The following is a 26,693-nucleotide window of genomic DNA, read 5'->3' on the forward strand; positions in this document are numbered from 1 at the left end:
TGCCGTACTGCCGTACTGCCCTACTCCCGTACTCCCCTAACTCACGCATCCTTCTCAGCTTGCTCATTCACCGGCCCTGGCTCGACCGGCGCTTCACCAGCCACATGCTTGGGACCGCCCTTGGCAACGCCAACCATGGCCGGCCGCAGCACCCGCTCGCCGATCGAATAGCCTGGCTGCACGACCTGGACCACCGTGTTGGCCGGCACCTCCGGATTGGGCACCTCGAACATCGCCTGGTGGAAATTCGGGTCGAATTTCTCGCCTTCCGGCTCGAGCTTCTTCACTCCGTGCCGCTCGAGCGCCGATAGCATGGCACGCTCGGTGAGCTCGACGCCCTCGATCAGCGCCTTGAAACCGGCATCGCCCGACGCCTTGGCCTCATCCGGGATCGCGTCCAGCGCCCGGCGCAGATTGTCGGATACCGACAGCATGTCACGGGCAAAATTGGCCACCGCATAAGCACGCGCATCGTGGACGTCACGGGCGGTACGGCGGCGCAGATTCTCCATCTCGGCTGCGACGCGGAGCGCGCGGTCCTTCAACTCGTCGTTTTCCTTCAGCAACCGCACAAGCGCTTCATAGTCGCCGTCGGCACTGCCTTGCGTGTGTTCGGTGGCAGCCCCGGTCGTCTCGGCTTCATCGGGCGCGCGTTCGTCTTTTGCCTGGTCGCTCATCGCCGTTTCCCGTCATTTCGAATGATGTGGATTTTGTGCCCGATATCGAGGTTTGGCGGCCAAAAATCAAGGGGCAAGCGATCCTGGAGAGGCCGCGCGCGCTTTGACGACGCATCATGGAGACCTTTCGATATTAATTCAAATTTTACTGTAAACACTGGCTTTGCTTGCCAAGATGCTGCGATGGGGGAACCATTCGTCTGCTGGAAGAGTTTCGAAGCCGACACAGGATTTTGAAATGACCCGCAACAATGGCGACCGTGGCAAGAATGGCGCGCGCAACGATGACGAAAGACGTGAACGGCTCGCGGCCGGCCTCAGGCGCCAGTTCGGCACCGAGGCTACGATCCGCTTTCTGCGTGCGTTGCCGGCGTTCCGGACTGAGAACGACATTCCCGACCGTTTCAAGGAATTGCTCGACCGCCTGGACGGCATCGAACGCAGCGTAGCCGCCAGTCGCCTCCGGCGGTAGTCGAATACACTCGCCTGCCGTTGCGTACCGGCCCGGAAGCCAAGCATGCCCTTCCACATTGCAGCACCTTGCGCGTCGCGCGACAATTACCCGCAGTAACTTTGCGTGATGCCTGCCTTGCGGCGACGGAATGGTCCGTCTATGCTTCCTGATGAACATGATTTCCCCCGAAGCTGTGGCGAACAGCAAGCGTGCCTGGTTGAAAATCCTGGCGCGCTACAAGAAACCTGACAGGCGGCGCAGCACCGTCGAACTGGCCATCACTCTCATCCCCTTTGCCACCCTGTGGGCACTGTCCTCGGCTGCCTATGCCTATGGCCATTGGTGGGGTCTGATCCTCATCCTTCCGGCCGCCGGCTTTCTGGTGCGTATCTTCATGATCCAGCACGATTGCGGCCACGGTTCCTTCTTCGCCAACCGCACCGCCGACGACTGGATCGGCCGCGGCCTGGGCATCCTGACGTTGACGCCTTACGATTGCTGGCGACGTGCCCACGCAACCCATCACGCCAGCGCCGGCAATCTCGATGAGCGCGGCACGGGCGACATTAAGACGCTGACTGTCGCGGAATATCGGCAAATGTCCTGGCGGGGCCGCCTTGCCTATCGTCTCTATCGCCATCCGCTCGTCATGTTCGGCCTCGGCCCCATTTGGCTTTTCATTTTTGAGCAGAGACTGCCGGTCGGCATGATGCGAGGCGGCCTCACGCCCTGGGTGTCGTCGATGGCCACCAACGTGGCCATCGCGGTCGTCGCCGCCGCCCTCGTCTGGTTCGTCGGTATCGAAGCTTTCCTGGTCGTCCATTTGCCCATCGTCGTTCTCGCCGGTTCCGCCGGCATCTGGCTGTTCTATGTCCAGCACCAGTTCGAAGAGACAGAGTGGGCAAAGGACTCCGAATGGGAGTTCCAGCATGCGGCCCTGCACGGCTCGTCCTATTACGACCTGCCGCCGGTACTGAACTGGTTCACCGGAAATATCGGCGTCCATCACGTGCACCACCTCTCCGCCAAGGTGCCGTGCTATCGTCTGCAGGAGGTCCTGAGGGACTATCCGGAACTGCGCGAAATTGGCCGCGTCACGCTTCTCGACAGCCTGCGCTGCGTCAAGCTGGCGCTGTGGGATGAGAGCCGCAGCAAGCTGGTGTCGTTTCGCGAAGCGCGGATGATCGCGTAAAGCGTCTCCCAAAAAGGACGCGCGGCGCTGTAAAGCCGCCGCACCACAGGTGCGGCGGCTTTCCATTCCAAGATCTAGTTCAAGCCGCCTTGCGTTCGTCGCGCATCAGGATCTCGCCGTGGCGGATCTCGGTGCCGAGCACTTTCAGGCATTCGCGCATGAAGGCGGCGAGGCCCGGCCAGCCTTTGGCCGAGACCAGATTGCCGTCGACATGGGCGCCACTCGGCGCGACATCGATGTAGGTGCCGCCGGCGAGCGTGACTTCCGGCTCGCAATACTGCAGCGCCGCGACCTCCCTGCCACGCAGCACGCCGTCGACCGCCATCAGGATCTGGGCACCGTGGCAGATGGTAAAGATCGGCTTGCCGGTCTCGTGGAAATGCCGCACCAGCGCCTGCACGCGCTTGTCGATGCGGATATATTCCGGGCCGCGCCCGCCTGCCGCATAGACGGCATCGTATTCAGCCGGATCGACCTCGGAAAACGTCTTGTTGAGGATGTAGTCGTGGCCGAGCTTTTCCGTATAGGTCTGGTGACCCTCGAAGTCGTGCAACGACGTCTTCAGGATGTCGCCCGCCTTCTTGTCGGGACACACGACGTGAACAGTGTGGCCAACCGCATGCATGGCCTGTTCAAAGACGAAAATCTCGTATTCCTCGCTGAACTCGCCAACGAGCATCAATATCTTCTTACCAGCCATTCCCGGTTCCTCCCTTAGTGGCGATATTTATTTCGGATCGCGAAATAATGGAATTACCCTAACGTGCGGACGCCGAAAAATAAAAGACAGAATCTGCAATGTGGTCCGACCAGACGTGCCCCCAAACGGAGGCGATCAGCTGGCGCGTACCCGCCGCCACGAATATTTGGGACCTTTGGCCTCCGGCTTCACGGCTGGCTGATAGGAGAGCGGCAGGCCGCCGGTGCGGCCTTCCTCGAGCCGTTTCAGCAACACTGGATTTGACACTTCGAACTCGTCGAAGCCGAGGCGCAGCATGTGCGGAAGCTGGTCGACCAGAACTTGCCCGGTGGCGCGGACCGCGCCCTCGAAATGGTAGCGGCTGCGCAGCAGTTCGCCCTTGGAGAAGGAGCGGCCGTCACTGAACGCCGGGAAGGCCAGCGCCACCAGCGATATCTGGTCGAGCAGGTCCGCGATCTTTTCAAGCTGATCGCCGGGCTGAAGCAGCACGCCGAGGCGCTCCTTCGACGACCGGCGCACCGCCGGATCGAGGTCGAGAAACGCCTGCAGCGGCAGAATGAAGCGGCCATTGCCGGACAGTGCATCGGCGCTCTCGGCATGTGTCCATTCGTCCTCGCCAAAACCCGCCGGGGTCCAGAGGCGGGTGGCGTTTTCCACTATCGATTCACTCATCGAGAAATTCCCAAGTCCACAAAATTCTAAAGTTCAAAACGCTCGAGGGTGTGTTGAGATTCAGGTCAGGCCGAGCCGAGAATGGTGGCTTCCGAGAACCGGAGCGGAGCGTACTTTGGGTACGTGAGCACCGGAAGCGCACGAAGCCGCCATTCGCAGGCCGGCATCACCTGAATATCGACATACCCTAAAGCGATGCGTCGGTCAGCGACTTTTCCAGTCCCGACAAATGGATGCCGCACTCGGTCTTGGCGTGCCCTGCCCAGCGGCCGCTGCGGGCGTCATCGCCCGGCTGCACCGGCTGCGTGCACGGGAAGCAGCCTATCGACAGATAGCCATAGGCGACCAGCGGATTCTCACGCAGCGCATGCGCGCGCATATAGTTGGCCTGGTCTGATGTCGTCCAATGCGCCAGCGGATTGATGCGAATGCGCGAGCCGACCGCCTCGAACACCGGAAGGGATGCCCGCGTCGTCGCCTGAAAACGCTTGCGGCCGGTGAACCAGGCGCGGAACGGCTCGACGCCGCGCGCCAGCGGCTCGACCTTGCGGACGTCGCAGCAGGCGTCGGTGTCGGTTTCGTTCAGATTACCGGTCGGATCAATCCGTTCGAGCGCCGCTGCTTCGGGCGTGATCACCCTTATATCGGTCAGCCCGAAATCGGCAACGAGCGCGTCGCGGTAGCCGAGCGTCTCCTCGAAGTGCTTGCCGGTGTCGAGGAAAATGACCGGCAGCGTCCGGTCGATCTTGGCGATCATGTGCAGCAGCACCGCCGAATCCGCCCCGAACGACGAAACCACGGCGATTTCACCGTGAAAGAATTCCCGGGCCGACCGCTCGATGATCTCCAGCGGCTTCAGATGGCCATAGAGCGCATCGAGCCCCGCCGCTTCTGCGGCGATGCCGGCCTCGACGTCGACGATACGATCAAGCGGCCTTGGCTTCGCCAGCATAGAGCGCCTCCTTGAACGGCGCGGGACCGACACGGCGGTAGGCGTCGATGAATTTTTCGTTTCTGTCGAGCCGGAGGCCGAGATAGGTCTCGACGATCTGCTCGATGGCGTCGGTGATCTCTGCCGAGCTGAAGCCGCGGCCGATGATCTCGCCGACCGAGGTGTTCTCGTCGGCCGAGCCGCCGAGCGTGACCTGGTAGAGTTCGGCGCCCTTCTTCTCGACGCCGAGGATGCCGATATGGCCGACATGGTGATGGCCGCAGGCATTGATGCAGCCGGAAATCTTCAGCTTCAATTCGCCGATCTCGCGCTGCCGTTCGAGCGAAGCGAAACGAAGCGAGATTTCCTGCGCCACCGGAATGGAACGCGCCGTGGCCAGCGCGCAATAATCGAGGCCAGGGCACGAGATGATGTCTGATATCAGGTTGGAATTGGCCGTCGCCAGTCCGATGTTGACCAGCGCGTCATAGACCACCTTGAGGTCGGCGCGCGCGACATGCGGCAGGATCAGGTTCTGCTCATGGCTGACGCGCATCTCGTCGAAGGCATATTTTTCGGCAAGGTCGGCGACCGCTTCCATCTGGCTGTCGGAGGCGTCGCCCGGCGCTTCGCCAATGCCCTTGAGCGAGATGGTCACCGCGGCATAATCGGGGTGGCGGTGGGTCACCACGTTCTGGTCGAGCCATTCCGAAAAGCTCTTGGAATCGAGGCGGGCGAGCTTGACCGCCTCGTCGCCTTCCGGCCGGTCGGCCAGCGCCGGCGGCGCGAAATAGGCATCGATGGCGCGGATGTCGGCTTCCGGCAGCTTGAGATCCGCATCCTTCAGTTCCTGCCATTCGGCCTCGACCTGGCGGGTGATCTCCTCGACGCCGGTCTCGTGGACGAGGATCTTGATGCGCGCCTTGTATTTGTTGTCGCGGCGGCCGTAGAGGTTGTAAACGCGAAGGATCGCCGTGCAGTAGGACAGAAGGTCCGCCTCGGGCAGGAAGCCGCGGATCTTCTTGGCGATCATCGGTGTACGGCCCTGGCCGCCGCCGACATAGACGGCAAAACCGAGTTCGCCGGCAGCGTTCTTCTTCAAATGCAGGCCGATGTCATGCGTCTGGATGGCGGCGCGGTCGCGCTCGGCGCCGGTCACCGCGATCTTGAATTTTCTCGGCAGAAACGAGAACTCCGGATGCACCGACGACCATTGGCGCAGGATTTCCGCATAAGGACGCGGATCGGCCACCTCGTCGGCGGCGGCACCGGCGAAGTGGTCGGCGGTGACGTTGCGGATGCAGTTGCCGCTGGTCTGGATGGCGTGCATTTCCACACTCGCCAGATCGGCCAGGATCGCCGGAATGTCCGACAGCGCCGGCCAGTTGAACTGGATGTTCTGGCGCGTCGTGAAGTGGCCGTACCCCTTGTCGTATTTGCGTGCGATGTGGCCGAGCATGCGCAGCTGCTTGCTGTTCAGCGTGCCGTAAGGCACCGCGATGCGCAGCATGTAGGCGTGCAACTGCAGGTAGACGCCGTTCATCAGCCTCAGCGGCCGGAACTGATCCTCGGTGATCTCGCCGGCAAGCCGCCGCGTGACCTGATCGCTGAACTCGGCGACGCGGGCCTGGACGAAATCGTGATCGAACTCATCGTAACGGTACATGTCTGGTCTTTCCGGGCGCGTCCGCCCGTTTTCTTCAATGTGGTCGTTTACGCCGCCCGGGCGGCTTCCGGGCGGGCCTGCTTGCCCAGATCGTTGCGGTTAGTCGGGCCGGCGGCGCGGATCTTTTCGCGCAGCCGGACCGGCTCAACGACACCATTGGCGACGGTCACGTCGATCAGATTGACGTCGACCACTTCATTGTTGGCGGAGGCCGTGGCGCCGATCGCCTCCAGCCGGTCTTCAGCCGCCTTGTCATGGGCGACGTCGGCATGGTCGATGGTCTCGGCCCAGCCGCCATTGGCGTACCAGACGGCTTCGCCATCGGCGAGGCGGTTTGCGGTCAGAACTTTCATCGTTCAGCTCCTTCGGCGGCTGTTTGGGCGGCGCCTTCATGCCTGTATGCCGCGAGCGGCTCGGAACGTTCAAAGTTGGCGCCGGCAACCGCATCGCCGATGATCGTCATGACCGGGCCGATAAGGTCGGCGCGGACCTCCAGCGACGGCAGGTCGGCGAGCGTGCCATGGAAACGGCGGCGGTTGGCAAGGCTGGCATTCTCGACCACGGCGACCGCCGTATCCGGCGACAGGCCAGCCTCGATCAGCCGGCCGGCAACCTCGGCCGCGACCGAGCGACCCATATAGACGGCAACCGTCGCGCCGGAAATGGCGAGCTTGGCCCAGTCGGGCAGCGAATTTCCCTTGAGGTCGTGGCCGGTGGTGAACACCATCGACGACGACACGCCGCGCAGCGTCAGCGGCAGGTCGAAATCGGCGGCGGCGGCGAAGGCCGCGGTGACGCCCGGAACCACCTCATAGGCGATGCCGGCATCGCGCAGCGCTGCCATTTCCTCGCCCGCCCGCCCGAACACCAGCGGATCGCCGGATTTCAGCCGCACGACGCGCTTGCCGTCGCGGCCCAGTTCGATCAGCAGCGCGTTGATTTCGGCCTGGCTCTTGGTATGGCAGCCCTTGCGTTTGCCCACCGGCAGACGCTCGGCGTCGCGACGGCCCATGGCGACGATCGCCTCCGGCACCAGCGCATCATGGACGATGACATCGGCTTCCATCAGCAGGCGGTGGGCGCGCAGCGTCAGCAGGTCTTCGGCGCCCGGGCCAGCTCCTACCAAGGCAACATGGCCCGATGCCGGCGCATTCGAAAGCAACAGGTCGACGGCGGCATCATGCGCCTGCGAAAGCTGGCCGGCGTCGATGGCGCGAGCCGGTGCGCCGCCGAAAAAGTCGCTCCAGAAGCGGCGGCGGGCATCGCCTTTCGGCAGCAATCTCTCAGCGGTGCCTCGCAGCGAGGCAGCAAGCGAAGCAAGCGGCCCGAGCGACGGCGACAGCATGCGGTCGATGCGGCTGCGCAGCATCTGGGCAAGCACCGGGCCGGCCCCTTCCGTGCCGATGGCAATGGCAACCGGCGCGCGGTTGACCAGCGCCGGGGTGAAGAAATCGCACAGCTCCGGCCGATCGACGGCATTGACCGGAATGCCCAGCCGGCGCGCATCTTCGGCAACGCGGCGGTCGAGCGCCTCATTGCCGCTGGCGGCAAACACCATCACCGCGCCTTCGAGATGCGCGGCCTGGTAGGCGGCAGCGATGTGGACGGCGCCATTAGCGGCGATGAGGGCCAGCAACTCATGCTCCGGGGCATCGGCTATGATGCGCAAGACGGCGCTTGACTGGCCGATCAGGCGCGCCTTGGCCAGAGCCTCCTCGCCGCCGCCGACGATGGCAACGGCTTCGCCCGCGACCCGCAGAAAGACGGGAAAGGCGTTGAGCTTGGTGGGGGCCTGCGGCATGGCGAGCGGAATCCTGAATACACTGGCAGTTCTACGCGCGAGCGCGAACAAGCAGAAGGAACGCACTCGCGCATCGCTTCGTGCGAAGCAATCGCTTTTCTGCATGCACCAGAGGCAGGAGAAAAAAATTCCACACCCACGAGTGGAGCGGATCCAAGCCGCTGTTACGAGCCCTGATCTGCGGCCGTTCTAGCGACAAGCGAAGTATATTACAAAACACTTTTTTCTAAATTCTACCAATCTAGTAGATTAAAGCCGACATGCGCTGAACACTGTCATCCCAGTTGGTTGGCGCGCTCGCCGTGCTTGTCGTCCGGAACATTCCTGCCTCGGCGCGCGTTTGCCTCTTCGAATCCGAGCCTGGCTGTTCAGCTACGGCAATGGCTCCAGAGACGGGCCTAGAAAACCATGAAAAACAGAAAAAGGAGCGCTCCGGTGAATAACCTCAAGCTGAAACGCGGACTGTGGGTCGTGGTGGCCGACGGCGAGAAGGCACTGTTCCTTGAGAACCGTGGCGACACCCAATATCCCGACCTTCAGGTCGTGCAGGAGATGGAACAGGAAAATCCGGCGACGCGAGAGCAAGGTTCGGACCGCCCCGGCCGCTACAGCGACGGCCCGTCCGTCCACCGCAGCGCAGTCGAGGACACTGACTGGCATCGCCTCGGCAAGGAGCGTTTCGCCGACGAAGTTGCCGAGCGGCTGTACAAGCTCGCGCATCGCGGCGCCTTCAAGGAGATGGTGCTGATCGCACCGCCGCAGGTATTAGGTGACATGCGTCGAAAACTGCACAAGGAGGTTGCCGAGAAAATCACAGTGGAAATTCCCAAGACGCTGACCAACCACACCATCGTCGACATCGAAAACCTGCTGCAGGCCGCCTGATCGGGCATCAGGCGCGCAGGCCGTTTCTTTTTAGCGGCAACCATTGCCAGTTCGAGGCGGCCCGCCTTCTGCCGACCCTTGTCGTATTCCATGGCATTTGCGGGTTGCCTCGCGGCCATCCCGGCCGCCATATTGCAAGGCGGCTGCTTCGGGCGGTGCATATCCGACATCGTGATTTTGAAAGGCGCTCCATAGACCATGCCGCATGACACGCCCCTTATCGCCACCATCGTCGCCGGTTTGGGGCTGGCGTTTGTTTTCGGCGCAATTGCCAATCGCTTCCGCATCCCGCCGCTGGTCGGTTATCTCATCGCCGGCGTGTTCGTCGGGCCGAACACGCCGGGCTTCGTCGCCGATGCCGGTCTCGCCAATGAACTCGCCGAAATCGGCGTGATCCTGTTGATGTTCGGCGTCGGCCTGCATTTCTCGTTGAAAGATTTGCTATCGGTCCGCGCCATCGCCGTGCCCGGCGCCATCGTGCAGATCGGCTTCGCGACGGCGCTCGGCGCCGGCCTTGCCTGGATGCTGGGCTGGTCGATGGGCGCGGGGCTGGTGTTCGGGCTGGCGCTTTCCGTCGCCTCGACCGTAGTGCTGCTGCGTGCCTTACAGGAGCGGCGGCTGATCGAGACCGAGCGCGGCCGCATCGCCGTCGGCTGGCTGATCGTCGAGGATCTGGCCATGGTGCTGGCGCTGGTGCTTTTGCCGGCGCTGGCCGGTGTTCTGGGCGGTCAGGAGCAGGTGGAGGGCCACAGCAGCGGCCTGCCGTCGCTGTCGGCGAGCTACGGCGTTTGGGGTGTCGTCGGCATCACATTGGCCAAGGTCGCGGCCTTTGTCGTCGTCATGCTGGTGGTCGGCCGCCGTGTCATCCCCTGGATCCTGCACTACGTCGCCCATACCGGGTCGCGTGAATTGTTCCGGCTGGCGGTGCTGGCCATCGCGCTCGGGGTTGCCTTCGGCGCGGCCAAGCTATTCGGCGTCTCGCTGGCGCTGGGCGCATTCTTTGCCGGCATGATAATGAGCGAATCCGCGCTCAGCCATCGAGCGGCCGAGGAATCGCTGCCGCTGCGCGACGCCTTTTCCGTGCTGTTCTTCGTTTCGGTCGGCATGCTGTTCGACCCGTTCAGCCTGATCAGCAATGGCTGGCCGGTCCTGGCGACACTGGCCATCATCGTCATCGGCAAATCATTGGCCGCCTTCGTCATCGTCGTCGCCTTCCGCTATCCGATTGCGACCGCGTTGATGATTTCGGCAAGCCTGGCCCAGATCGGCGAATTCTCGTTCATTCTGGCCGAGCTCGGCGTCGGGCTGAAGCTGCTGCCCGAACAAGGACGCGACCTGATCCTCGCCGGTGCTATCCTGTCGATCGTTCTCAACCCGCTGATGTTCCTTGCCGTCGACTGGATGAAACCCTGGCTGGAAAGGCGCGCCGGCAAGACGGCGCCGCTCGACGAGGCAAAGCCGATCGGCCCCGCGACGGAGCCAGGCCAACTGGCTTCGGTTGCGGCACCGGTGAAAGAGGACGGTCCGCCGCCCAGGACAGCGCTTACCGGGCACTCCATCCTGGTCGGCTATGGCCGTGTCGGCAGCCTCGTCGCCGCGTCCTTGAAGAAGGCCGCCCTGCCCTTCCTCGTCATCGAGGATGCCGACAAGACGCTGGCGAAGCTTAGGGACGACGGCATCGAAACCGTATCCGGCAACGCCGCGAGCAGCGAGGTATTCGCCGCAGCCAATCCCGAGGGCGCGAGCCGGCTGATCCTCGCCATCCCCAACGCCTTCGAGGCCGGACAGATCGTGCTGCGCGCCCACGCCGCCAACCCGAAGATCAACGTCATCGCCCGCGCCCATTCCGATGCCGAGGTCGAGCATCTAAAGGGGCTCGGAGCCGACACGGTCATCATGGGTGAGCGCGAGATCGCCCGTGGGATTGTGGAAGAGGTGATTGAAGGCAGAGCAGAGACGGCCGAAGAGCCGAAAGCACCGATTACTTAATGCATGTCGCGCAAAAGTGTGCAGCGATAACGACATGCATAAAACAACAACCTAAAGCGTGTCGCCGGTCAAACGCGACGCGCTTTAGCCCTCGGTCGCCAGCGTTCGCTCACACGTGCTGGCCGCCATTGATGTGGATTTCCGAGCCCGTCACATAGGACGCCTGCTGCGAGCATAGGAAGAAGATGATGTCGGCGACTTCGGCCGTGGTGCCCAGCCGCCGCAGCGGGATCGTCTCGACGATCTTTTCCGTGCCCGGCGACAGGATCGCCGTGTCGATCTCGCCGGGTGCGATGGCGTTGACGCGGATGCCGTGCGGGCCGAAATCATGCGCCATTTCCCGCGTCAGCGAGCCGAGCGCGGCCTTCGACGTCGCATAGGCGGTGCCGGCGAAGGGATGCACGCGAGTGCCGGCGATCGAGGTGACGTTGACGATCGAGCCTTTGGCCGACGCCAATTCCCTGAACAATCCCCGCGCCAGCATGATCGGGGCGAAGAAATTCACCTGGAACACGTCGCGCCAGACATGCATCGGCGTGTCGATCGAATTCATGCGGCTGTTGCCGTCCTTGAGCTTCGGCGAGATACCGGCATTGTTGACCAGCGCATGGAGCTGGCCGCCATGCGCCTCCAGCCGATGGCGGATCTCCGAGATCGCGATGCCGACATCCTCCTGGTCGGCGAGATCGACCTTGATATGGTCCTCCGGACCGGCCGGCCACGGGCAGTCGTCGGCAAAGGCCTGGCGCGAGCAGGTGATGACGCGCCAGCCTTCGCGCGAAAAGCGCTTGACCGTGGCATGGCCGATGCCGCGGCTGGCGCCGGTCAGCACGATGGTCTTTCTGGTGTCGGTCTCGGCCATTCACGATCTCTCTAATGCATGTCGCGCACGTGCGCAGCGGTTTTGCGACTACGACTTGCATAACAACAATAACTTAAAGCGCGTCGCATGAATCCATTCAGCCGCGACGCCCTTTACAGCGACGTGTGTCGCTTTGGACGCACAAAGTACGCTCTAGCACTTTTGACCCGCAGATGTAGCGGAACACGGCAGCGATGACGAGGGGGTCAGCCGCCGGTGAGGATGTCGAGGATCGAGGTCTGCCGCTTCTTGACCGGGCCGCCGACATCGCCGGGCGGCACCGGGCGCTTGATCGATGCGGTGGTTCCGCCACCGCCCCGCATGCCGAAGCCGCCGGCATCGATCGTTTCGGCGGGACGCACGGCGCGGGGCGACGACGCTTTTTGGGCGGACGGCGCCGATTGGCCAACCGAAGCAGACGGCACCGGCGCCGGTTGCGCCGTGTTGGGCGGCAATTCGTCCTGCACGATCGTATCGGCAGGCGTCGACCTCCATGTTCCAGGCAACGGCCGCACCGGCACGCCTTCATGCGCGGCGACCATGAACTCGTGCCAGGCTTGCGCCGGCAGCGCGCCGCCGGTGACCTTCTTCATCGGACCGCCATCGTCATTGCCGAACCAGACTCCGGTGGTGAGGTTGGCGGTATAGCCGATGAACCAGGCGTCGCGCGAATTCTGGCTGGTGCCGGTCTTGCCGGCGGCCGGCCAGGCAAACGCCGCCTTCCTGGCAGTGCCGATTTCAACCGTGCCGGTCATCATCGAGTTCATCATGCCGACGATCTCGGGCTTGACGACGCGCGGGGCGCCGCCGCCATTGTTGTCGTAGAGCACCTTGCCGCCGGCTGTCGTCACGCGGCGGATGAAATGGACCTCCGGCCGGTAGCCGCCATTGGCGAAGGGAACATAGGCCGACGTCAGTTCCAGCGGTGTCACTTCAGAGGTGCCGAGCGCGATCGAGGTGTTGGCCGTGAGGTCGGACTGGACACCCATGCGATGCGCCGCCTCGACGACCGCGTCAGGCCCGACTTCCATGGTCAGCTGGGCGGCCACCGAGTTCAGCGACTTCGCCAGCGCCGTCGCCAGCGTCACCTTGCCGAAATACTTGCCGCCGTAATTGGTTGGCGTCCATCTGCCAATTTTGATCGGCGCGTCGTTGCGGACGCTGTCGGGCGTGCGGCCGGCCTCCAGCGCCGCCATGTAAACAAAGGGCTTGAACGCCGAGCCCGGCTGGCGGCGCGCCTCCGAGCCGCGGTCGAACTGGCTGGTCGAATAATCATAGCCGCCGACCATGGCACGTACCGCGCCGGAATTATCGATCGAAACCAGCACGCCCTGGCTGGCATTGAGCTTTTTGCCGCTGCCGTCGATCAGCCGGCGGATCGATTGTTCGGCGAGCTTCTGCAGCGTCAGGTCGACGGTGGTGTCGACGATGATGTCGCCGCGCACGTCGCCGATCAGGTCGGGCAGTTCTTCCACGATGGCGTCGGCGACATAGTTTTCCGAGCCCGTCCAGTAGGATGCCACCCGCGACGCCGGCGCGCTCATCGCCGTGGTCAGTTCCTTGGCGCTGATCTTGCCTTCGTCGCGCATGGCGGCGAGAACAAGCTGCGAGCGCCGCTCGGCGGCCTGCGGGTCACGCGCCGGAGACAGTCGCGACGGCGCTTTCAACAGGCCGGCAAGGAGTGCGGCTTCGGGGAGGGTGACGTCGCGCGCGCTCTTGCCGAAATAGCGGCGCGAGGCCGCTTCGACACCATAGGCGCCGGAGCCGAAATAGACCCGGTTGAGATACATTTCGAGGATCTGGTCCTTGGTGTGCTTGTGCTCGAGCCACAGCGCCAGAAGTACTTCCTGCACCTTGCGTTCCAGCGTGCGGTCGGGGGTCAGGAACAGGTTTTTCGCCAATTGCTGGGTCAGCGTCGAGCCGCCTTGCGAAAAACGCCCGCCGACGATGTTGGCCACCATGGCTCTGGACAGGCCGATCGGGTCGATGCCCAGATGCGAATAGAAGCGGCGATCTTCTATGGCGATGACGGCCTCGGGAATATAGGTCGACATTTCATGCAGGCCGACGGCTTCGCCGCCGCTCATGCCGCGATTGGCGAGCAGTTTTCCGTCGACCGAGACGATCCTGATATTGGGCGCGCGGTCGGGGATGGCCCAGGTGGTGGCCGCCGGCATTTTCGCGCCGTAATAGACGACGATGCCGGCGGCGGCGATGCCGCCCCAGATGGCCAGCACGAAGCACCAGTAAGACAACCGGCCGAGCACGCCGAACAGGCCGCGCCGGCTTTTGCCGCGCCCGCGACGCGACGGTTTTGTCCTGGCCGATTGGCGCTTTGCAGAGGTCTTGCGGTTGCTCGGCACGACGCGATCCTCCTCGCTCACCGAAAAACCGGCCGAGGATTTCGCCCGTGGCGGTCCCTCGAAGCTCGGTTCGATGCGGCTGTCTCTGCGGTTCGCCATGCGCTGTGCTGTCTGTCCCGATGCCTGTCGCATCGGCCCGAAAATCGGAATCGATCTTCGAAAAGCACGAGGCGAAGCTTCAAAGTCTAGAGCGTATTGTGCCTCCGAACGGACGCACGTCGCTCCATGGCGTTCGGGGTGAAGAGTAGTTGCGGCGATTTAAGGGCGGGTTAAAATGACCGTTCAGCAGGCCTTTGAATTCCAAACGAATTTCTAAATCTGTTATCGCCTGTCACCGCTCTGTTCGCGTCGCCTGATTCTGGCATCGGCAAAACGGTCCGCGGCCTCAAGCACGGCGCGGTCATATTTTCTCTGTCGTGCTGATGTCGGAGTGGCCGGCGACCTTGCGGGCGTCATCCAGGCTGGCGTCAGATGAAGCGGCTGATGACCTACAGGCCCATGAAGATCGATGGCAAGATCCATTGGACCACCGAGCGGTTACGGAGCGAGCTATGACTACCTTGCTAGGTTGACATGAAGAAGATGCTGATCTTCAGCACAGTGCTAGCGATGCTGCTAGTGACCCTCTTTGCAACACGCTCCGATAACGCTCACTGGCAAGCGAAAGTCGACGAATTCCGTCAATTCAAAGGACATGCCGACATCGTCATGTTTGGCGATTCTCTCACTGCGAGTGGCCATTGGCAGGAGATGTTTCCCAGACTGTCAATAATCAATCGCGGCATATCTGGTGAACGCGTCGACAGCGCGCTCCTAAGGCTCGACCAGATTACGGCAGCAGAGCCCCGCCTCGTTTTCATCATGCTAGGGGTGAACGATATTAGCAGGTCAGCTAGCCCTGACGACGTCGCTACATCCTACGGCAAGATCATTGAACGCTTGGCGAATGTGGACAGCATCGTTGTCCAGTCAACGTTGTTTACGAGCAGCGAGGTTCACAACGCAGCAATAAAGCGGTTGAACAGCGCACTCATGGCTCTTTGCTCAAACGCCGCCAACTGCCGGTTTCTGGACCTCAACGCATCCCTCTCCCGAAACGATAGCCTCCGGCCGGAGTTCACGACCGATGGGGTCCACCTTAACGGCGACGGCTACCGGGTCTGGGAGAACCAGATTCGCCCAATTATGGCTGCATCCTGAGGCGCTAGATCCAGGCGATTTCTCACCCCGCCCCCTCTGGTGGTTGCGAACCTGGCCGCGCACGAAAAGCGTCTATGAAGGTAGCCGCAGTCTATGCTCGTCATTAGAGCGCGACCGGTAAAGTAGGTTTGCGTCCGATCGCGCTCTAAACCATTGAATTGGCGCATGACCTTGTCACAAAGTCATTCAACCCTGGCGGATCATGCGTTAGCCAATCGCAGCACGAATGGAAAGCGCTGCCCAGGATGATTGCATCGTCTCGCCCACATGGCAGTAGCAGACAATTTCGTGGAGCTCATCGTCGGTCAATTCGAAGAAACGCTTTGCTTCGCCATAAGTGTCGTCTTTCAGCCCCTCATCGCGCAGGATCGGATCCTCGAAGGCAACCGATATTGGCGAGCCGTCGCCACGCATGACGTCGCGCTCGGGTGACGATTGATATTCGGTCCCGATAAGTGCGGTAAGGAGTCGATTGGGCTGCCGTTCAAGAAGTTTTGACCAACGTTCGAGACGCTGGGTTCGGTCCATTCCAGGAGGTGTTGGGTCTCTGTGTACCTTTGCCACCGTATGCAGTTGGTCCAGTGTTTGGTGCCTCATGGCAACCTCCTAATAGTAGGTGGGTTGGCCCCAAACTCCCTGTACCAAGATCATACCGCGGATGCGCCGATACGTCACTCTCATTCCATATCCAGCTTGGCTTCTGTCTCCGGACTCATCGAAGGACAGACCGGCCCTGCCTTGGCGTCAATTTTCGGCCTGATTGGGGTAGGTCCTCAGGACTTTTGCCACGCCAACCCGGCGCGCTCAATTCTGCTGGATCGATATACCCTTGTCGTCGATCTTGAGTTCTACGCCCTCCGGCCTGGTTTGCTCGCGATAAACATAGACGCCGAGCGCCATGACCACCACGACGAGCCCGCCGATGATGAGATAGAGCATGTTCTGTTTCATGGCGCGCCCTTGATGTGCTTCGAGGATCAGGCCTGCTTCACCAGCTTGATCAGCACGAGCAGGATGACCGCGCCGATGGTGGCGTGGATGATCGACGCAAGTATGCCACCGCCTATGGCGAAGCCGAGCCTTGGGAAGAGCCAGCCGGCGATGAAGGCGCCGACGATGCCGACGGCGATGTTGCCGACCAGGCCGAGGCCGAACCCCTTGACCATCAGGCCAGCGAGCCAGCCGGCGATGGCGCCGATGATGATGAAGACAAGCAGACTCTCAGTACCCATTGCAGGTCCCTCCCGAATGGTCGCGGAGCAGAAAGCTCCGAATCGACCTCCGATTGCAACAGGTCCAACCTATTGGAAAGAAGCCGGCGCCGCCAGCGGCGTCATTCGTCGTCGTCATCCCCGGATGCAGGCCGCCAGCTGATCGGTTCGATCTTCCTTTGCGTCTGGCCGTCGGTATACGCCCACCAGCCGGTGTCGTTCTCGTCCCAGTCACCGCCGGCCGCTTTCAACCGGCCGAGCGACCTGTACTGCGCGATGGATTCGTTAATCACCCCGTCGCTGTCCTTCCAGTAGACGGTGACCTTCGAGCCATCCTTGGGCGCTGTTTCGATTGGTTTTCTGGCAGCCATTTCATCCCTCCATCGACCGACAGAAAGTCGCGGCGAACACCTGGTTCCACTTAGCTGTGGGCGAAGATGTCTGCCTCATCCCAGCCCATCAGGTCGAGTTTTGCACGCGTCGGCAGGAAGCGGAAGCAGGCCTCAGCCTCCTTGGTCCGGTTGTCGCGCGCCAGCCGCATCGTCAGCACATCGCGTAGCTGGTGCAGATAGAGCACGTCGGAGGCTGCATATTCGAGTTGTTCGGGCGACAGCGTCTCCGCCGCCCAGTCTGACGATTGCTGCGCCTTCGACAGGCCGACGCCGAGAAGCTCAAAACAGATGTCCTTCAGCCCGTGCCGGTCGGTGTAGGTTCGGGTCAGCCGCGAGGCGATCTTGGTGCAGAACACCGGCTCCGGCATGACACCGAAGGCGTGGTAGAGCACGGCGAGATCGAAGCGGCCGAAATGGAACAGCTTGGTTATACTGCGGTTCCGGAGCAGGCTGACGAGGTTTGGCGCCTTCTTCTGGCCGGGCGCGATCTGGATGATGTCGGCGGAACCGTCGCCCGGCGAGATCTGCACCACGCAAAGCCGGTCGCGATGCGGGTTCAGCCCCAGCGTCTCCGTGTCGATGGCAACCGCCCCGACGTCGTAGTGCAGGAGCCCCGGCAGGTCGTTCTTGTGGAAGCGGATATCGCTCATCGTCTTCTCCGGTCGCGGCCTGTAGCGCCGCGTGTCCCCTCGGACGCGCTAAGACGCTGGCACTCGGTGCCAAGTTGTCCGTCCTCGCCGCGATCCGATGAAAAATCAACAGAAAGTTGAATTCTCGCCCCTCAGCGTGTCAGCGCATCGAGAATGCGCGCCCAGGAGCGTTGTCCCTTGTGGAAGGAACTCATCTCGTATTTTTCGTTCGGCGAATGGATGCGGTCATCGTCGAGCCCGAAACCGACCAGCAAGGATTCGATGCCGAGATAAGTCTGGAAATCGCCGACCACCGGGATCGAGCCGCCGCTTCCCGTGGTCACCGCCGGCTTCGGCCATTCGTCGGACAGCGCATCCTTGGCCTTGGCGAGAAATGGCGAGTCGTAGGAAAGCTGGATCGCCGGCGAGCCGCCATGCGGGTGGAAATCGACTGAGCAGTCGGCCGGGATGCGCTCCCTGACGAAGGCCTGGAAAGCGGCGCGGATCTTTTCCGGATTCTGCTTGTGGACGAGGCGGAAAGACACTTTTGCCGAGGCTTCCGCCGCGATCACCGTCTTGAACCCTTTGCCGGTATAGCCACCTATAATGCCGTTGAACTCGGCAGTCGGCCGCGCCCAGGTGAGTTCGAGCACCGAGCGGCCGTGTTCGCCGGAAGGGACCGACAGGCCGACAGGCCCAAGGAACGTCTCAGCGGTCTCGCCGAGCGCCTCCCACGACTTCAGGATCTGCGAAGGCGTCTCCTCGACACCGTCATAGAAACCGGGAATGGTGACGCGGCCGTCCTTGTCGTGGATGTCGGCCAGGATCCTGGCCAGGATGCGAATCGGATTGGCGGCAGCACCGCCATAGAGACCGGAATGCAGGTCGCGGTCGGCGGCTTTCACCGTGATCTCCTCGCCGACCAACCCGCGCAGCGCGACGCAGATGGACGGTGTATCGCGGTCCCACATGCCGGTGTCGCAGACAAGCGCGAAGTCGGCCTTGAGTTCGGCCGCATTTGCCTCGAGGAAGGGCTTCAGCGATGGCGAGCCGGACTCCTCCTCGCCCTCGAACAGAATTGTGATGCGGCACGGCAGCTCGCCATGCACCTGCTTCCAGGCGCGGCAAGCCTCGACGAAGGTCATCAACTGCCCCTTGTCGTCGGCCGAACCACGTCCCGCGATCACCTGACGGCCGGGCTCGATCTCCTTTACCGAGGGCGCGAACGGATCGCTTTCCCAGAGCTCGATCGGGTCGACCGGCTGCACGTCGTAATGGCCATAGAACAGGACATGCGGTGCGCCCGCCGGCCCGTCATGGTGCGCCACCACCATCGGATGGCCTGGGGTGTCACGCATGCTCGCGTCGAACCCGATCAGTCTGAGCTGCGCCACCAGCCATTCCGCCGCCTTGCGGCAGTCTGCGGCATAGGTCGGATCGGTGGAGATCGACTTGATCCTGAGCAGGCCGAACAGGCACTCCAGGCTCTCGTCGAGGTTGTTGTCGAGGCGGTCGAGGACGGGAGAAATTCTGGACATTTTTATCAGGCCTTTCGATTCTGAGCGGCAACCCTAAAGCTGCGAGGCGGAAACGAAAAGCCGGCGGTCGTTGGACCACGGGCTTCAAAGGGCAAAAAAATGCCGCCGTGGTGGAGGGGGAACCACGGCGGCCTTTACTCGAAACGATGCGGCAGCCCGGAGAGGGGGATAGGCTGCCGCAAGTGTCCGGGATAGGCGGGGGACGGGCCTTGCTCCGGACCTCGGCGAAAAATGCCGATGGCGTTTATTTGTGTCTCCGAACGTGGCGATTCAAGGGCACGAAAATTACACTTTCGTAACATACCCGTGATCGGATCGACGTGTCAGGGATGTTGCCGGAACCGGTGGTTGAGGCCGCCTTTGGCATGGACCACGACGCCGCGCCGCGCTATCCCTTCGTCCCATGAGAAAAGGCGATCATCTGTTCCTTGTCGACGGCTCCGGCTATATCTTCCGTGCCTATCACGCGCTACCCCCACTGACCCGCAAATCCGATGGGCTGCCGACCAGTGCCGTCCTCGGCTTCTGCAATATGGTGTGGAAGCTGACGCAGGACGCCCGCAACACCGATGTCGGCATCGTGCCGACGCATTTCGCCGTCATCTTCGACTATTCGTCGAAAACCTTCCGCAACGACCTCTACCCCGGATACAAGGCCAACCGCTCGGCACCGCCGGAAGATCTGATCCCGCAGTTCGGCCTGATCCGCCAGGCGACCAGGGCCTTCAACCTGCCCTGCCTCGAGACGGAAGGCTACGAGGCCGACGACCTGATCGCCACCTATTGCCGGCTTGCCTGCGAAGCTGGCGCCGACACCACCATCATCTCCTCCGACAAGGATCTGATGCAGCTGGTCGGCCCTTCGGTCGCCATGTACGACCCGATGAAGGACCGCCAGATCGGCGTTCCCGAGGTCATCGAGAAATGGGGCGTGCCGCCGGAAAAAATGATCGATCTGCAGGCGCTGACCGGCGATTCGGTCGACAATGTGCCGGGCGTGCCCGGCATCGGGCCGAAGACCGCGGCGCAATTGCTGGAACAGTTCGGCAATCTCGACACGCTGCTCGCCCGTGCCACCGAGATCAAGCAGGACAAGCGCCGCGAATCGATCATCGCCAATGCCGACAAGGCGCGCATCTCGCGTGAACTGGTGACGCTGAAGAACGACGTGCCGGTGAACGGCGGGCTCGATGATTTCGTGTTGCACCCGCCCGACGGACCGAGGCTGATCGGCTTCCTCAAGACGATGGAATTCTCCTCGCTGACCCGCCGCGTGGCGGAAGCGACCGGAACAGAAGCGGCTGACGTCAAACCCGTTCCCGTCATTATCGAGCGCGCCGACACCGCGCATGGTCCCGATATGGGGTTTGGCGTGCCTGCAGCCGCCGAAAGCGCGGCAGGCGCGGTGACAGACGAAGCCGGGGAAGCGGTGCCGGCCACCGTCAAGGTGGAACCCAAGCAAGGCGACACCCCTTCGCTTCTCTCGGCGCTTCGCTTCGAGGACGCCACTGCCAGCAAGATCGACACCAGCGCCTACGTTTCCATCCGCGACACTAAAGTGCTGAAGGCATGGGTGGCCGTGGCGATGGAGACCGGCATCGTCGCCTTCGACACCGAGACCACTTCAGCCGATCCGATGCAGGCCGAGCTGATCGGCCTGTCCATAGCCACCGCGCCCGGTCGCGCCGCCTATGTGCCGCTCGCCCACAAAAGTGGCAACGGCGACCTGCTCGGCGGCGGAGTGGTCGAAAACCAGATTCCGATCCGTGAGGCGCTTGGCATCCTGAAGCCGTTGCTGGAGGACAGGTCGGTTCTCAAGATCGTTCAGGAGCTGAAATACGACCTCGTCGTCATGAGCCGCCACGGCATCGATATCGCCCCCTTCGACGACACCATGCTGATTTCCTACGTGCTCGACGCAGGCACCTCCGGCGGCCACAGCATGGCGGCTCTGTCGGAAAAGTGGCTCGGCCACTCGACCATTGCCCTCAAGGAACTGGCCGGCTCTGGAAGAAGCTTCGTCGGCTTCGACCAGGTCGACATCGACAAGGCAACGGCCTATGCCGCGGAGCACGCCGATGTGACGCTCAGGCTCTGGCGGGTGCTAAAGCCACGGCTTGCCGCCAAGGGCCTGATCTCGGTCTACGAGCGGCTGGAACGGCCGCTGGTGCCGGTTCTGGCAAGAATGGAGCAGCGCGGCATCTCCGTCGACCGGCAGATCCTGTCGCGGCTCTCCGGCGAGCTGGCACAGGGCGCCGCGCGGCTGGAGGACGAGATCTACCAACTCGTCGGTGAGCGCATCAATATCGGCTCGCCAAAACAGCTCGGCGATATCCTGTTCGGCAGGATGGGCCTGCCCGGCGGCTCCAAGACCAAGACCGGCCAATGGTCGACCTCGGCGCAGCTCCTGGAAGACCTCGCCGCAGAAGGCCACGAGTTGCCACGCAAGATCGTCGACTGGCGCCAGCTGACCAAATTGAAATCGACCTATACCGATGCGCTGCCCGGTTTCGTCCATCCCGACACCAAGCGCGTCCACACCTCATACGCGCTTGCCGCAACGACGACGGGCCGGCTGTCGTCCTCCGATCCCAATTTGCAGAACATTCCGGTACGCACCGTCGAGGGGCGAAAGATCCGGACGGCCTTCATCGCCGACAAGGGCAACAAGCTGGTTTCCGCCGACTACAGCCAGATCGAGCTGCGTGTGCTCGCCCATGTCGCCGAGATCCCGCAGCTCAAGCAGGCGTTTGCCGACGGCGCCGACATCCACGCCATCACCGCCTCCGAAATGTTCAACGTGCCGGTCGAGGGCATGCCCTCGGAGATACGCCGCCGCGCCAAGGCGATCAATTTTGGCATCATCTACGGCATTTCCGCCTTTGGCCTGGCCAACCAGCTGTCGATCCCGCGCGAAGAGGCCGGCGCCTATATCAAGAAATACTTCGAACGCTTCCCCGGCATCCGCGATTATATCGACGCGACCAAGGCCTATGCCCGCGAATACGGCTATGTCGAAACGATCTTCGGCCGCCGCATCCACTATCCGGAGATACGGTCGTCGAACCCGTCAGTCCGTGCCTTCAACGAGCGCGCCTCGATCAACGCCCGGCTGCAGGGCACAGCGGCCGACATCATCCGCCGCGCCATGATACGCATGGACGACGCGCTGGAAAAGGCGAAGCTTTCGGCCCGCATGCTGCTGCAAGTGCATGACGAGCTGGTCTTCGAGACGGCCGAAGCGGAGGTCGAGGCGACGATCCCCGTCGTGCGCCATGTGATGGAGAACGCCGCGATGCCGGCGGTGTCGATGTCGGTGCCGCTGCATGTCGACGCACGCGCCGCCGACAATTGGGAAGAGGCTCATTGATGCCCCCAAGCCAGGTGTGTTGAGATTCAGGTCAGGCCGAGTCGAAAATGGTGGCTCCGAGAACCGGAGCGGAGCGTACTTTTGGGTACGTGAGCACCGGAAGCGCAGGAAGTCACCATTTGCAGGCCGGCATCACCTGAATATCAATACACCTTAAGCCGCCTCGGCCAGGCATTTGGCACACGTCCCGCGAAATTCTATCACCGCCTTCTTGGCGGCAAAGCCGGTCGAGCGCACCCATTCGTCGAGCCGGTGCCCGACATCATGGTCGGAAAATTCGGTCACCTGTCCGCATGTGTCGCAGATGGCAAAGGCGGTCATCGAATGGCTGTGGTCGTGCGGCTCGGCGCAGGCGACAAAGGAATTGAGGCTTTCGAGCCTGTGCACGAAGCCGGACTTCACCAGCGTGTCGAGCGCGCGATAGACCTGCAGCGGTGCGCGAAAACCCCGCTCGCGAAGCTGGTCGAGCAATGTATAGGCGCTGAGCGGCCCGCTGGCGGCCTCGAGTTTCTCGAGCACGCACAACTGGTTCTTCGTCAGCCCATTCCTTGCCACCATGATCCTGTTTCCAACCCGTTTTGCGCCGGCTGCAGGTCATTTCCGCATGCAAACGCTTCAATTCCATCCAGATAGCGACGAACCGGCCTTTTTGCTACTGTTTCTGTGCCGGCACGGCCAGAAGCCGGCTAACTCCGAGCAGACGCAAACTCGATGAAACCGGCGGGAGCAGTCCCCGCCGCACCTGTTAGGCTATGCGTTGCCATCATTTCCGGGTTGGGATCACTTCCGTGGTGGACCCTTGCGCTCGGCGGAGGCGGCCCACAGATTGATGTCGGCTTCGCGCGCGTAGGTGTCGATTTCGGCGAGCTCGGCATCGCTGAAGTCGAGCGCCTTCAGCGCGCCGACGCAATCCTCGACCTGTTCCGGCCGGCTGGCGCCGATCAGCGCCGAGGTCACCCGGCCCCGGCGCAGCACCCAGGCCAGCGCCATCTGCGCCAGCGTCTGCCCACGTCGGCCGGCTATCGCGTTCAGCGCCTTGATGTTGGCGATGGTCTTGTCGTTGATGAAGGCCGGCCGCAGCGACTTGCCCTGGCTGGCGCGGCTGCCCTCAGGGATGCCGCCGAGATATTTGTCGGTCAGCATGCCTTGCGCCAGCGGCGTGAACACGATCGAGCCGACGCCGAGCCCCTCCAGCGTGTCGAGCAGACCATCGTCCTCGACCCAGCGGTTGAGCATCGAATAGCTCGGCTGATGGATGATGCAAGGCGTGCCGAGCTGCTTCAATATGTCGGCGGCCTCGCGCGTGCGCTGCGAATTGTAGGAGGAGATGCCAGCATAAAGCGCCTTGCCCGAGCGCACCGCGTGATCGAGCGCACCCATCGTTTCTTCCAGCGGCGTATCAGGGTCGAAGCGGTGCGAATAGAAGATGTCGACATACTCGAGCCCCATCCGCTTCAGGCTCTGGTTGAGACTGGCCAGCACATATTTACGCCCGCCCCATTCGCCATAAGGTCCGGCCCACATCTCATAACCGGCCTTGGTCGAGATGATCAGCTCGTCGCGATAGGAGGGGAAATCCGTCCGCAGGATTTCGCCAAAAGCCGTCTCCGCCGAACCGGGTGGCGGGCCGTAATTGTTGGCGAGGTCAAAATGTGTGATGCCGAGATCGAAGGCCTTGCGCGCTATCGCCTGCTTGGTCCGGTGCGGCGTGTCGTCACCGAAATTGTGCCAGAGCCCGAGCGAGATCGCTGGCAATTTCAGGCCGGATCGCCCGCAGCGATTGTAGACCATGTTCTCGTAGCGGTTTTCAGCAGGCACATAGGGCATGGGGGATCCTCAAATCATAAGCGAGCCAGGCAGCTGCCACCGCGAAAAAAGGGTGAGTCGGCTCTGCCTCTCACCCTTAGCCTCTCCCCGTTCCAATGGGGAGAGGGTCGACATGTCGCAACCACTGAAGCGCTTAGAGGCTTGTTAGGAAAGTCGCTCCGGCGAGTCATATGGTGGTGGTTTCGAGAACCGGAGCGGAGCGGACATTTGGGTCCGTGAGCCCGCATGACCCCGAAAATCGGAAAGATTTTCGGAAGGGATCATGCGCAAAATCAAAAGTGCTACAGCGTCCTTTGCGCGTCCAAAGGACGCGCGGCGCTGTAGGTAAGCGCAGAAAACGCCATCATGGCCGCCGGGAGCAGAGTTTCCAAACAGTCTCTTGCACCTATTTCTTCTTCGCCGAAGGTCCTTTCTTCTTCGCTAACAGCCCTTCCGCATCCTTGACGCCCAGTGCCGCAGGCCGTTCGCAGGTGGTCTGCATGGCAACGAACTTTCCGCTCGCGCCCGACCGCAACATGCCGGTCATCACATCGACGGCATGCAGCGCCAGTTCCATCGAGCAGCGATGCGGTCGACCTTCCGCAATCGCCAGCGCCATGTCGGCGAGACCGGCGGTGCGGTAATTGGCCATCATGCCGTGCGAATGCATCTGGTTGGCCACGCCGAACGGATGCTTCCACTTCGGCAACTTCTTGACCGGCTTGGCGGCATTGGTGAAGCGAACGTCGCCGCCGAAGAAATTCGGATCCGGCAAGAACACCGTGCCCAATTCGCCGTAGAGTTCCATCGGCGCATGGCCATGGCTCCACACGTCCCAGCTGCTATTGAGCGTCACCACGGCGCCATTCTCGAACTCCATCACGCCGTGGATCGTCGTCGGAGTGGCGACCAGGATTTTTTCGCCCGCGCGCGGCTTCGAACTGATGGTGCGTTCTGTCGAGGGGATCGAAGCGAAGGCCGCCACCTGCTTCACCGGTCCGATCAGCTGGATCAGGTTGGTGATGTAATAGGGTCCGATATCGAGCACCGGACCAGCGCCAGGCTGGAAGAAGAAGTCCGGATTGGGGTGCCAGTGCTCCATCCCATGGCTCATCACGTGGCATGTGCCGCTGGTGATCTTGCCAAGCTTGCCAGTGTCGATCAGGTTGCGGACAAGCTGGTGCGCGCCACCGAGGAAAGTGTCCGGCGCCGAGCCGATGCGCAGTCCGTCTCTCTCCGCCAGTTTCTTCAGGTCGAGCCCTTCCTTGACCGACAGCACGAACGGCTTTTCCGAATAGACGTGCTTGCCGGCATCGAGGATCTGTTTCGACACCTCGTAGTGCACCGCCGGAATGGTGAGATTGACGATGATGTCGATGTCGCCGGCCTTGAGCAGCCCTTCGACTGTCTCGGCGCGCAACTTGAACTCCTTCGCCCGCGCCTTCGCCGCATCCATGTTGATATCCGCGCAGGCGCGCATCTCGATGCCGCGAAACAGCGGCGCCAGTGAAAAATACGCCTTCGAGATGTTGCCGCAGCCGATGACGCCGACCCCAAGTTTTCTTGCCATGCTGGTTTGCTCCTAATAGGTCTTGGCGGCTGCGATCGAGCGGCGGGCGAAGCGCTCGATGTCATTGGGATTGTCCTGTTCCATGACGTAGTATTTGGCGGCGCTGTTGGCGCGCAGCGCCTGGATCAGACCGGCCCAGTCGATCGTGCCGTGGCCGACATCGGACCAGCCGTCCTCGTCGAGGCCCTCGCCGGGCTTGGCGATGTCCTTGACATGGACGGCGGCGATACGTTTGCCATACTTCTCGATCCAGGGCAGCGGATCGCCGCCGCCGCGCACCACCCAGGCGACGTCTATCTCCCAGCCGACGTCGGGCGCTGCCGCCAGGATGTGGTCCTGCGGCACCGAGCCGTCGGCAAGCCTCTTGAACTCGAAGTCATGATTGTGCCAGGCAAAGCCGTAGCCGGCTTTGTCAGCCGTCTCGCCGACCTTGGCCAGGCGTGCGCCGAAGCTGCGCCAGCCGGCGGCGTCGGTCGGCCTGCTCTCGGCGACCAGATAGGGGCAGATGAGCAGCGTGATGCCGAGCGCGTCGGCAATTTTGCGCACGCCGTCAAAATCGTTCTCAAGCGCATCGATCGAGAAATGGCCGGTCGGCATGGCGAGCCCGTTCTTGTCGAGTTCGGCACGAATTGCCTTGGGATCGTCATAGACGCCGCCGAACCCCTCGACCTGCGCGTAGCCGAGCTCGCCCAGCATCTTGAGCACCCCTGCCCAAGGTTGGAAGTTGCGGGCGCTGTAAAGTTGGAATGACCAATTCATCGTCTCTGTCCGTTCTCTGGGGATGG

At 62.4% G+C, this 26,693-nt stretch carries 25 protein-coding genes; 6 read left to right on the forward strand and 19 right to left on the reverse strand.

The features are described from left to right. Positions 1 to 41: 41 nt before the first annotated feature. Positions 42 to 677 carry a nucleotide exchange factor GrpE gene (gene grpE, locus NMG70_RS05005; protein WP_254023502.1) on the reverse strand — a complete coding sequence of 212 codons (636 nt, stop codon included), beginning with the start codon at positions 675 to 677 and terminating at the stop codon, positions 42 to 44. 238 nt (positions 678 to 915) lie between these two features. Between grpE and NMG70_RS05010 the strand changes: the two genes are divergently transcribed. Together NMG70_RS05010 and NMG70_RS05015 are read left to right on the forward strand one after the other, a co-directional pair. After that, positions 916 to 1,149, forward strand: a complete 234-nt coding sequence (locus tag NMG70_RS05010) for a hypothetical protein (protein WP_254023503.1) — start codon at positions 916 to 918, stop codon at positions 1,147 to 1,149. 151 nt (positions 1,150 to 1,300) lie between these two features. Then, on the forward strand, positions 1,301 to 2,323 hold the full coding sequence (locus NMG70_RS05015; RefSeq protein ID WP_254023562.1) for a fatty acid desaturase: 1,023 nt from the start codon (positions 1,301 to 1,303) through the stop codon (positions 2,321 to 2,323). A 79-nt stretch (positions 2,324 to 2,402) separates the two neighbouring features. Here the strand turns inward: NMG70_RS05015 and NMG70_RS05020 are convergent, their stop codons facing one another. The 6 genes from NMG70_RS05020 to cysG all read right to left on the reverse strand — a co-directional run bounded on the left by NMG70_RS05020 (position 2,403) and on the right by cysG (position 8,093). Next, positions 2,403 to 3,023: a DJ-1/PfpI family protein gene (locus tag NMG70_RS05020; RefSeq protein ID WP_254023504.1), complete on the reverse strand. Its 621-nt coding sequence runs from the start codon at positions 3,021 to 3,023 to the stop codon at positions 2,403 to 2,405. A gap of 135 nt (positions 3,024 to 3,158) precedes the next feature. After that, positions 3,159 to 3,695: a DUF934 domain-containing protein gene (locus tag NMG70_RS05025; RefSeq protein ID WP_254023505.1), complete on the reverse strand. Its 537-nt coding sequence runs from the start codon at positions 3,693 to 3,695 to the stop codon at positions 3,159 to 3,161. 187 nt (positions 3,696 to 3,882) lie between these two features. Beyond that, positions 3,883 to 4,647, reverse strand: coding sequence for a phosphoadenylyl-sulfate reductase (locus NMG70_RS05030; RefSeq protein ID WP_254023506.1), 765 nt, complete (start codon positions 4,645 to 4,647; stop codon positions 3,883 to 3,885). After that, positions 4,622 to 6,292, reverse strand: coding sequence for a nitrite/sulfite reductase (locus NMG70_RS05035; protein WP_254023507.1), 1,671 nt, complete (start codon positions 6,290 to 6,292; stop codon positions 4,622 to 4,624). The genes NMG70_RS05030 and NMG70_RS05035 overlap by 26 nt, the downstream gene beginning before the upstream one ends. A 47-nt stretch (positions 6,293 to 6,339) precedes the next feature. Beyond that, complete coding sequence (locus NMG70_RS05040) at positions 6,340 to 6,645, reverse strand: DUF2849 domain-containing protein (RefSeq protein WP_254023508.1); 306 nt, start codon at positions 6,643 to 6,645, stop codon at positions 6,340 to 6,342. Continuing rightward, entirely contained in the window at positions 6,642 to 8,093 is a 1,452-nt protein-coding gene (gene cysG / locus NMG70_RS05045) for a siroheme synthase CysG (RefSeq protein ID WP_254023509.1), read from the reverse strand. Before cysG ends, NMG70_RS05040 begins: the two co-directional genes overlap by 4 nt. A 435-nt stretch (positions 8,094 to 8,528) precedes the next feature. On the opposite strand from cysG, the gene NMG70_RS05050 reads away from it, so the two are divergent. Then, positions 8,529 to 8,978, forward strand: coding sequence for a baeRF12 domain-containing protein (locus tag NMG70_RS05050; protein ID WP_254023510.1), 450 nt, complete (start codon positions 8,529 to 8,531; stop codon positions 8,976 to 8,978). A gap of 198 nt (positions 8,979 to 9,176) precedes the next feature. Beyond that, positions 9,177 to 10,967, forward strand: coding sequence for a cation:proton antiporter domain-containing protein (locus tag NMG70_RS05055; RefSeq protein ID WP_254023511.1), 1,791 nt, complete (start codon positions 9,177 to 9,179; stop codon positions 10,965 to 10,967). Positions 10,968 to 11,076: 109 nt separating this feature from the next. Here the strand turns inward: NMG70_RS05055 and NMG70_RS05060 are convergent, their stop codons facing one another. After that, complete coding sequence (locus NMG70_RS05060; protein WP_065010150.1) at positions 11,077 to 11,829, reverse strand: SDR family NAD(P)-dependent oxidoreductase; 753 nt, start codon at positions 11,827 to 11,829, stop codon at positions 11,077 to 11,079. 206 nt (positions 11,830 to 12,035) lie between these two features. Continuing rightward, a complete protein-coding gene (locus NMG70_RS05065; RefSeq protein WP_254023512.1) occupies positions 12,036 to 14,291 on the reverse strand; it encodes a transglycosylase domain-containing protein in 2,256 nt (751 codons plus the stop codon). Positions 14,292 to 14,765: 474 nt separating this feature from the next. On the opposite strand from NMG70_RS05065, the gene NMG70_RS05070 reads away from it, so the two are divergent. Further along, positions 14,766 to 15,392 carry a GDSL-type esterase/lipase family protein gene (locus tag NMG70_RS05070; RefSeq protein ID WP_254023513.1) on the forward strand — a complete coding sequence of 209 codons (627 nt, stop codon included), beginning with the start codon at positions 14,766 to 14,768 and terminating at the stop codon, positions 15,390 to 15,392. Between the two features lie 207 nt (positions 15,393 to 15,599). Here the strand turns inward: NMG70_RS05070 and NMG70_RS05075 are convergent, their stop codons facing one another. From NMG70_RS05075 to NMG70_RS05100, 6 genes are all read right to left on the reverse strand, one after another. Then, complete coding sequence (locus NMG70_RS05075) at positions 15,600 to 15,989, reverse strand: hypothetical protein (protein WP_254023514.1); 390 nt, start codon at positions 15,987 to 15,989, stop codon at positions 15,600 to 15,602. Positions 15,990 to 16,196: 207 nt separating this feature from the next. Beyond that, positions 16,197 to 16,343, reverse strand: a complete 147-nt coding sequence (locus tag NMG70_RS05080) for a hypothetical protein (protein ID WP_254023515.1) — start codon at positions 16,341 to 16,343, stop codon at positions 16,197 to 16,199. Positions 16,344 to 16,369: 26 nt separating this feature from the next. Continuing rightward, complete coding sequence (locus tag NMG70_RS05085; protein ID WP_254023516.1) at positions 16,370 to 16,624, reverse strand: GlsB/YeaQ/YmgE family stress response membrane protein; 255 nt, start codon at positions 16,622 to 16,624, stop codon at positions 16,370 to 16,372. A 101-nt stretch (positions 16,625 to 16,725) separates the two neighbouring features. Then, a complete protein-coding gene (locus NMG70_RS05090; RefSeq protein ID WP_254023517.1) occupies positions 16,726 to 16,974 on the reverse strand; it encodes a hypothetical protein in 249 nt (82 codons plus the stop codon). A gap of 50 nt (positions 16,975 to 17,024) precedes the next feature. After that, entirely contained in the window at positions 17,025 to 17,645 is a 621-nt protein-coding gene (locus NMG70_RS05095) for a ribonuclease D (protein WP_254023518.1), read from the reverse strand. 131 nt (positions 17,646 to 17,776) lie between these two features. Next, a complete protein-coding gene (locus NMG70_RS05100; protein WP_254023519.1) occupies positions 17,777 to 19,162 on the reverse strand; it encodes a M20/M25/M40 family metallo-hydrolase in 1,386 nt (461 codons plus the stop codon). Between the two features lie 403 nt (positions 19,163 to 19,565). On the opposite strand from NMG70_RS05100, the gene polA reads away from it, so the two are divergent. Further along, positions 19,566 to 22,532, forward strand: coding sequence for a DNA polymerase I (polA, locus tag NMG70_RS05105; RefSeq protein ID WP_254023520.1), 2,967 nt, complete (start codon positions 19,566 to 19,568; stop codon positions 22,530 to 22,532). A gap of 153 nt (positions 22,533 to 22,685) precedes the next feature. Here the strand turns inward: polA and NMG70_RS05110 are convergent, their stop codons facing one another. The 4 genes from NMG70_RS05110 to NMG70_RS05125 form a co-directional block, all read right to left on the reverse strand. Beyond that, complete coding sequence (locus NMG70_RS05110) at positions 22,686 to 23,090, reverse strand: Fur family transcriptional regulator (protein WP_254023521.1); 405 nt, start codon at positions 23,088 to 23,090, stop codon at positions 22,686 to 22,688. A gap of 222 nt (positions 23,091 to 23,312) precedes the next feature. Further along, positions 23,313 to 24,359, reverse strand: a complete 1,047-nt coding sequence (gene mgrA, locus NMG70_RS05115; RefSeq protein WP_254023522.1) for an L-glyceraldehyde 3-phosphate reductase — start codon at positions 24,357 to 24,359, stop codon at positions 23,313 to 23,315. Positions 24,360 to 24,744: 385 nt separating this feature from the next. After that, the gene (locus tag NMG70_RS05120) at positions 24,745 to 25,908 is read right to left on the reverse strand and encodes a Gfo/Idh/MocA family protein (RefSeq protein ID WP_254023523.1); all 1,164 of its coding nucleotides are present in this window, start codon (positions 25,906 to 25,908) and stop codon (positions 24,745 to 24,747) included. A gap of 12 nt (positions 25,909 to 25,920) precedes the next feature. Next, complete coding sequence (locus NMG70_RS05125) at positions 25,921 to 26,667, reverse strand: sugar phosphate isomerase/epimerase family protein (RefSeq protein WP_254023524.1); 747 nt, start codon at positions 26,665 to 26,667, stop codon at positions 25,921 to 25,923. Between the last annotated feature and the right edge of the window lie 26 nt (positions 26,668 to 26,693).

Source organism: Mesorhizobium ventifaucium (genome assembly GCF_935822925.1).
In the GTDB taxonomy this organism is placed as follows: Bacteria; Pseudomonadota; Alphaproteobacteria; order Rhizobiales; family Rhizobiaceae; genus Mesorhizobium; species Mesorhizobium ventifaucium.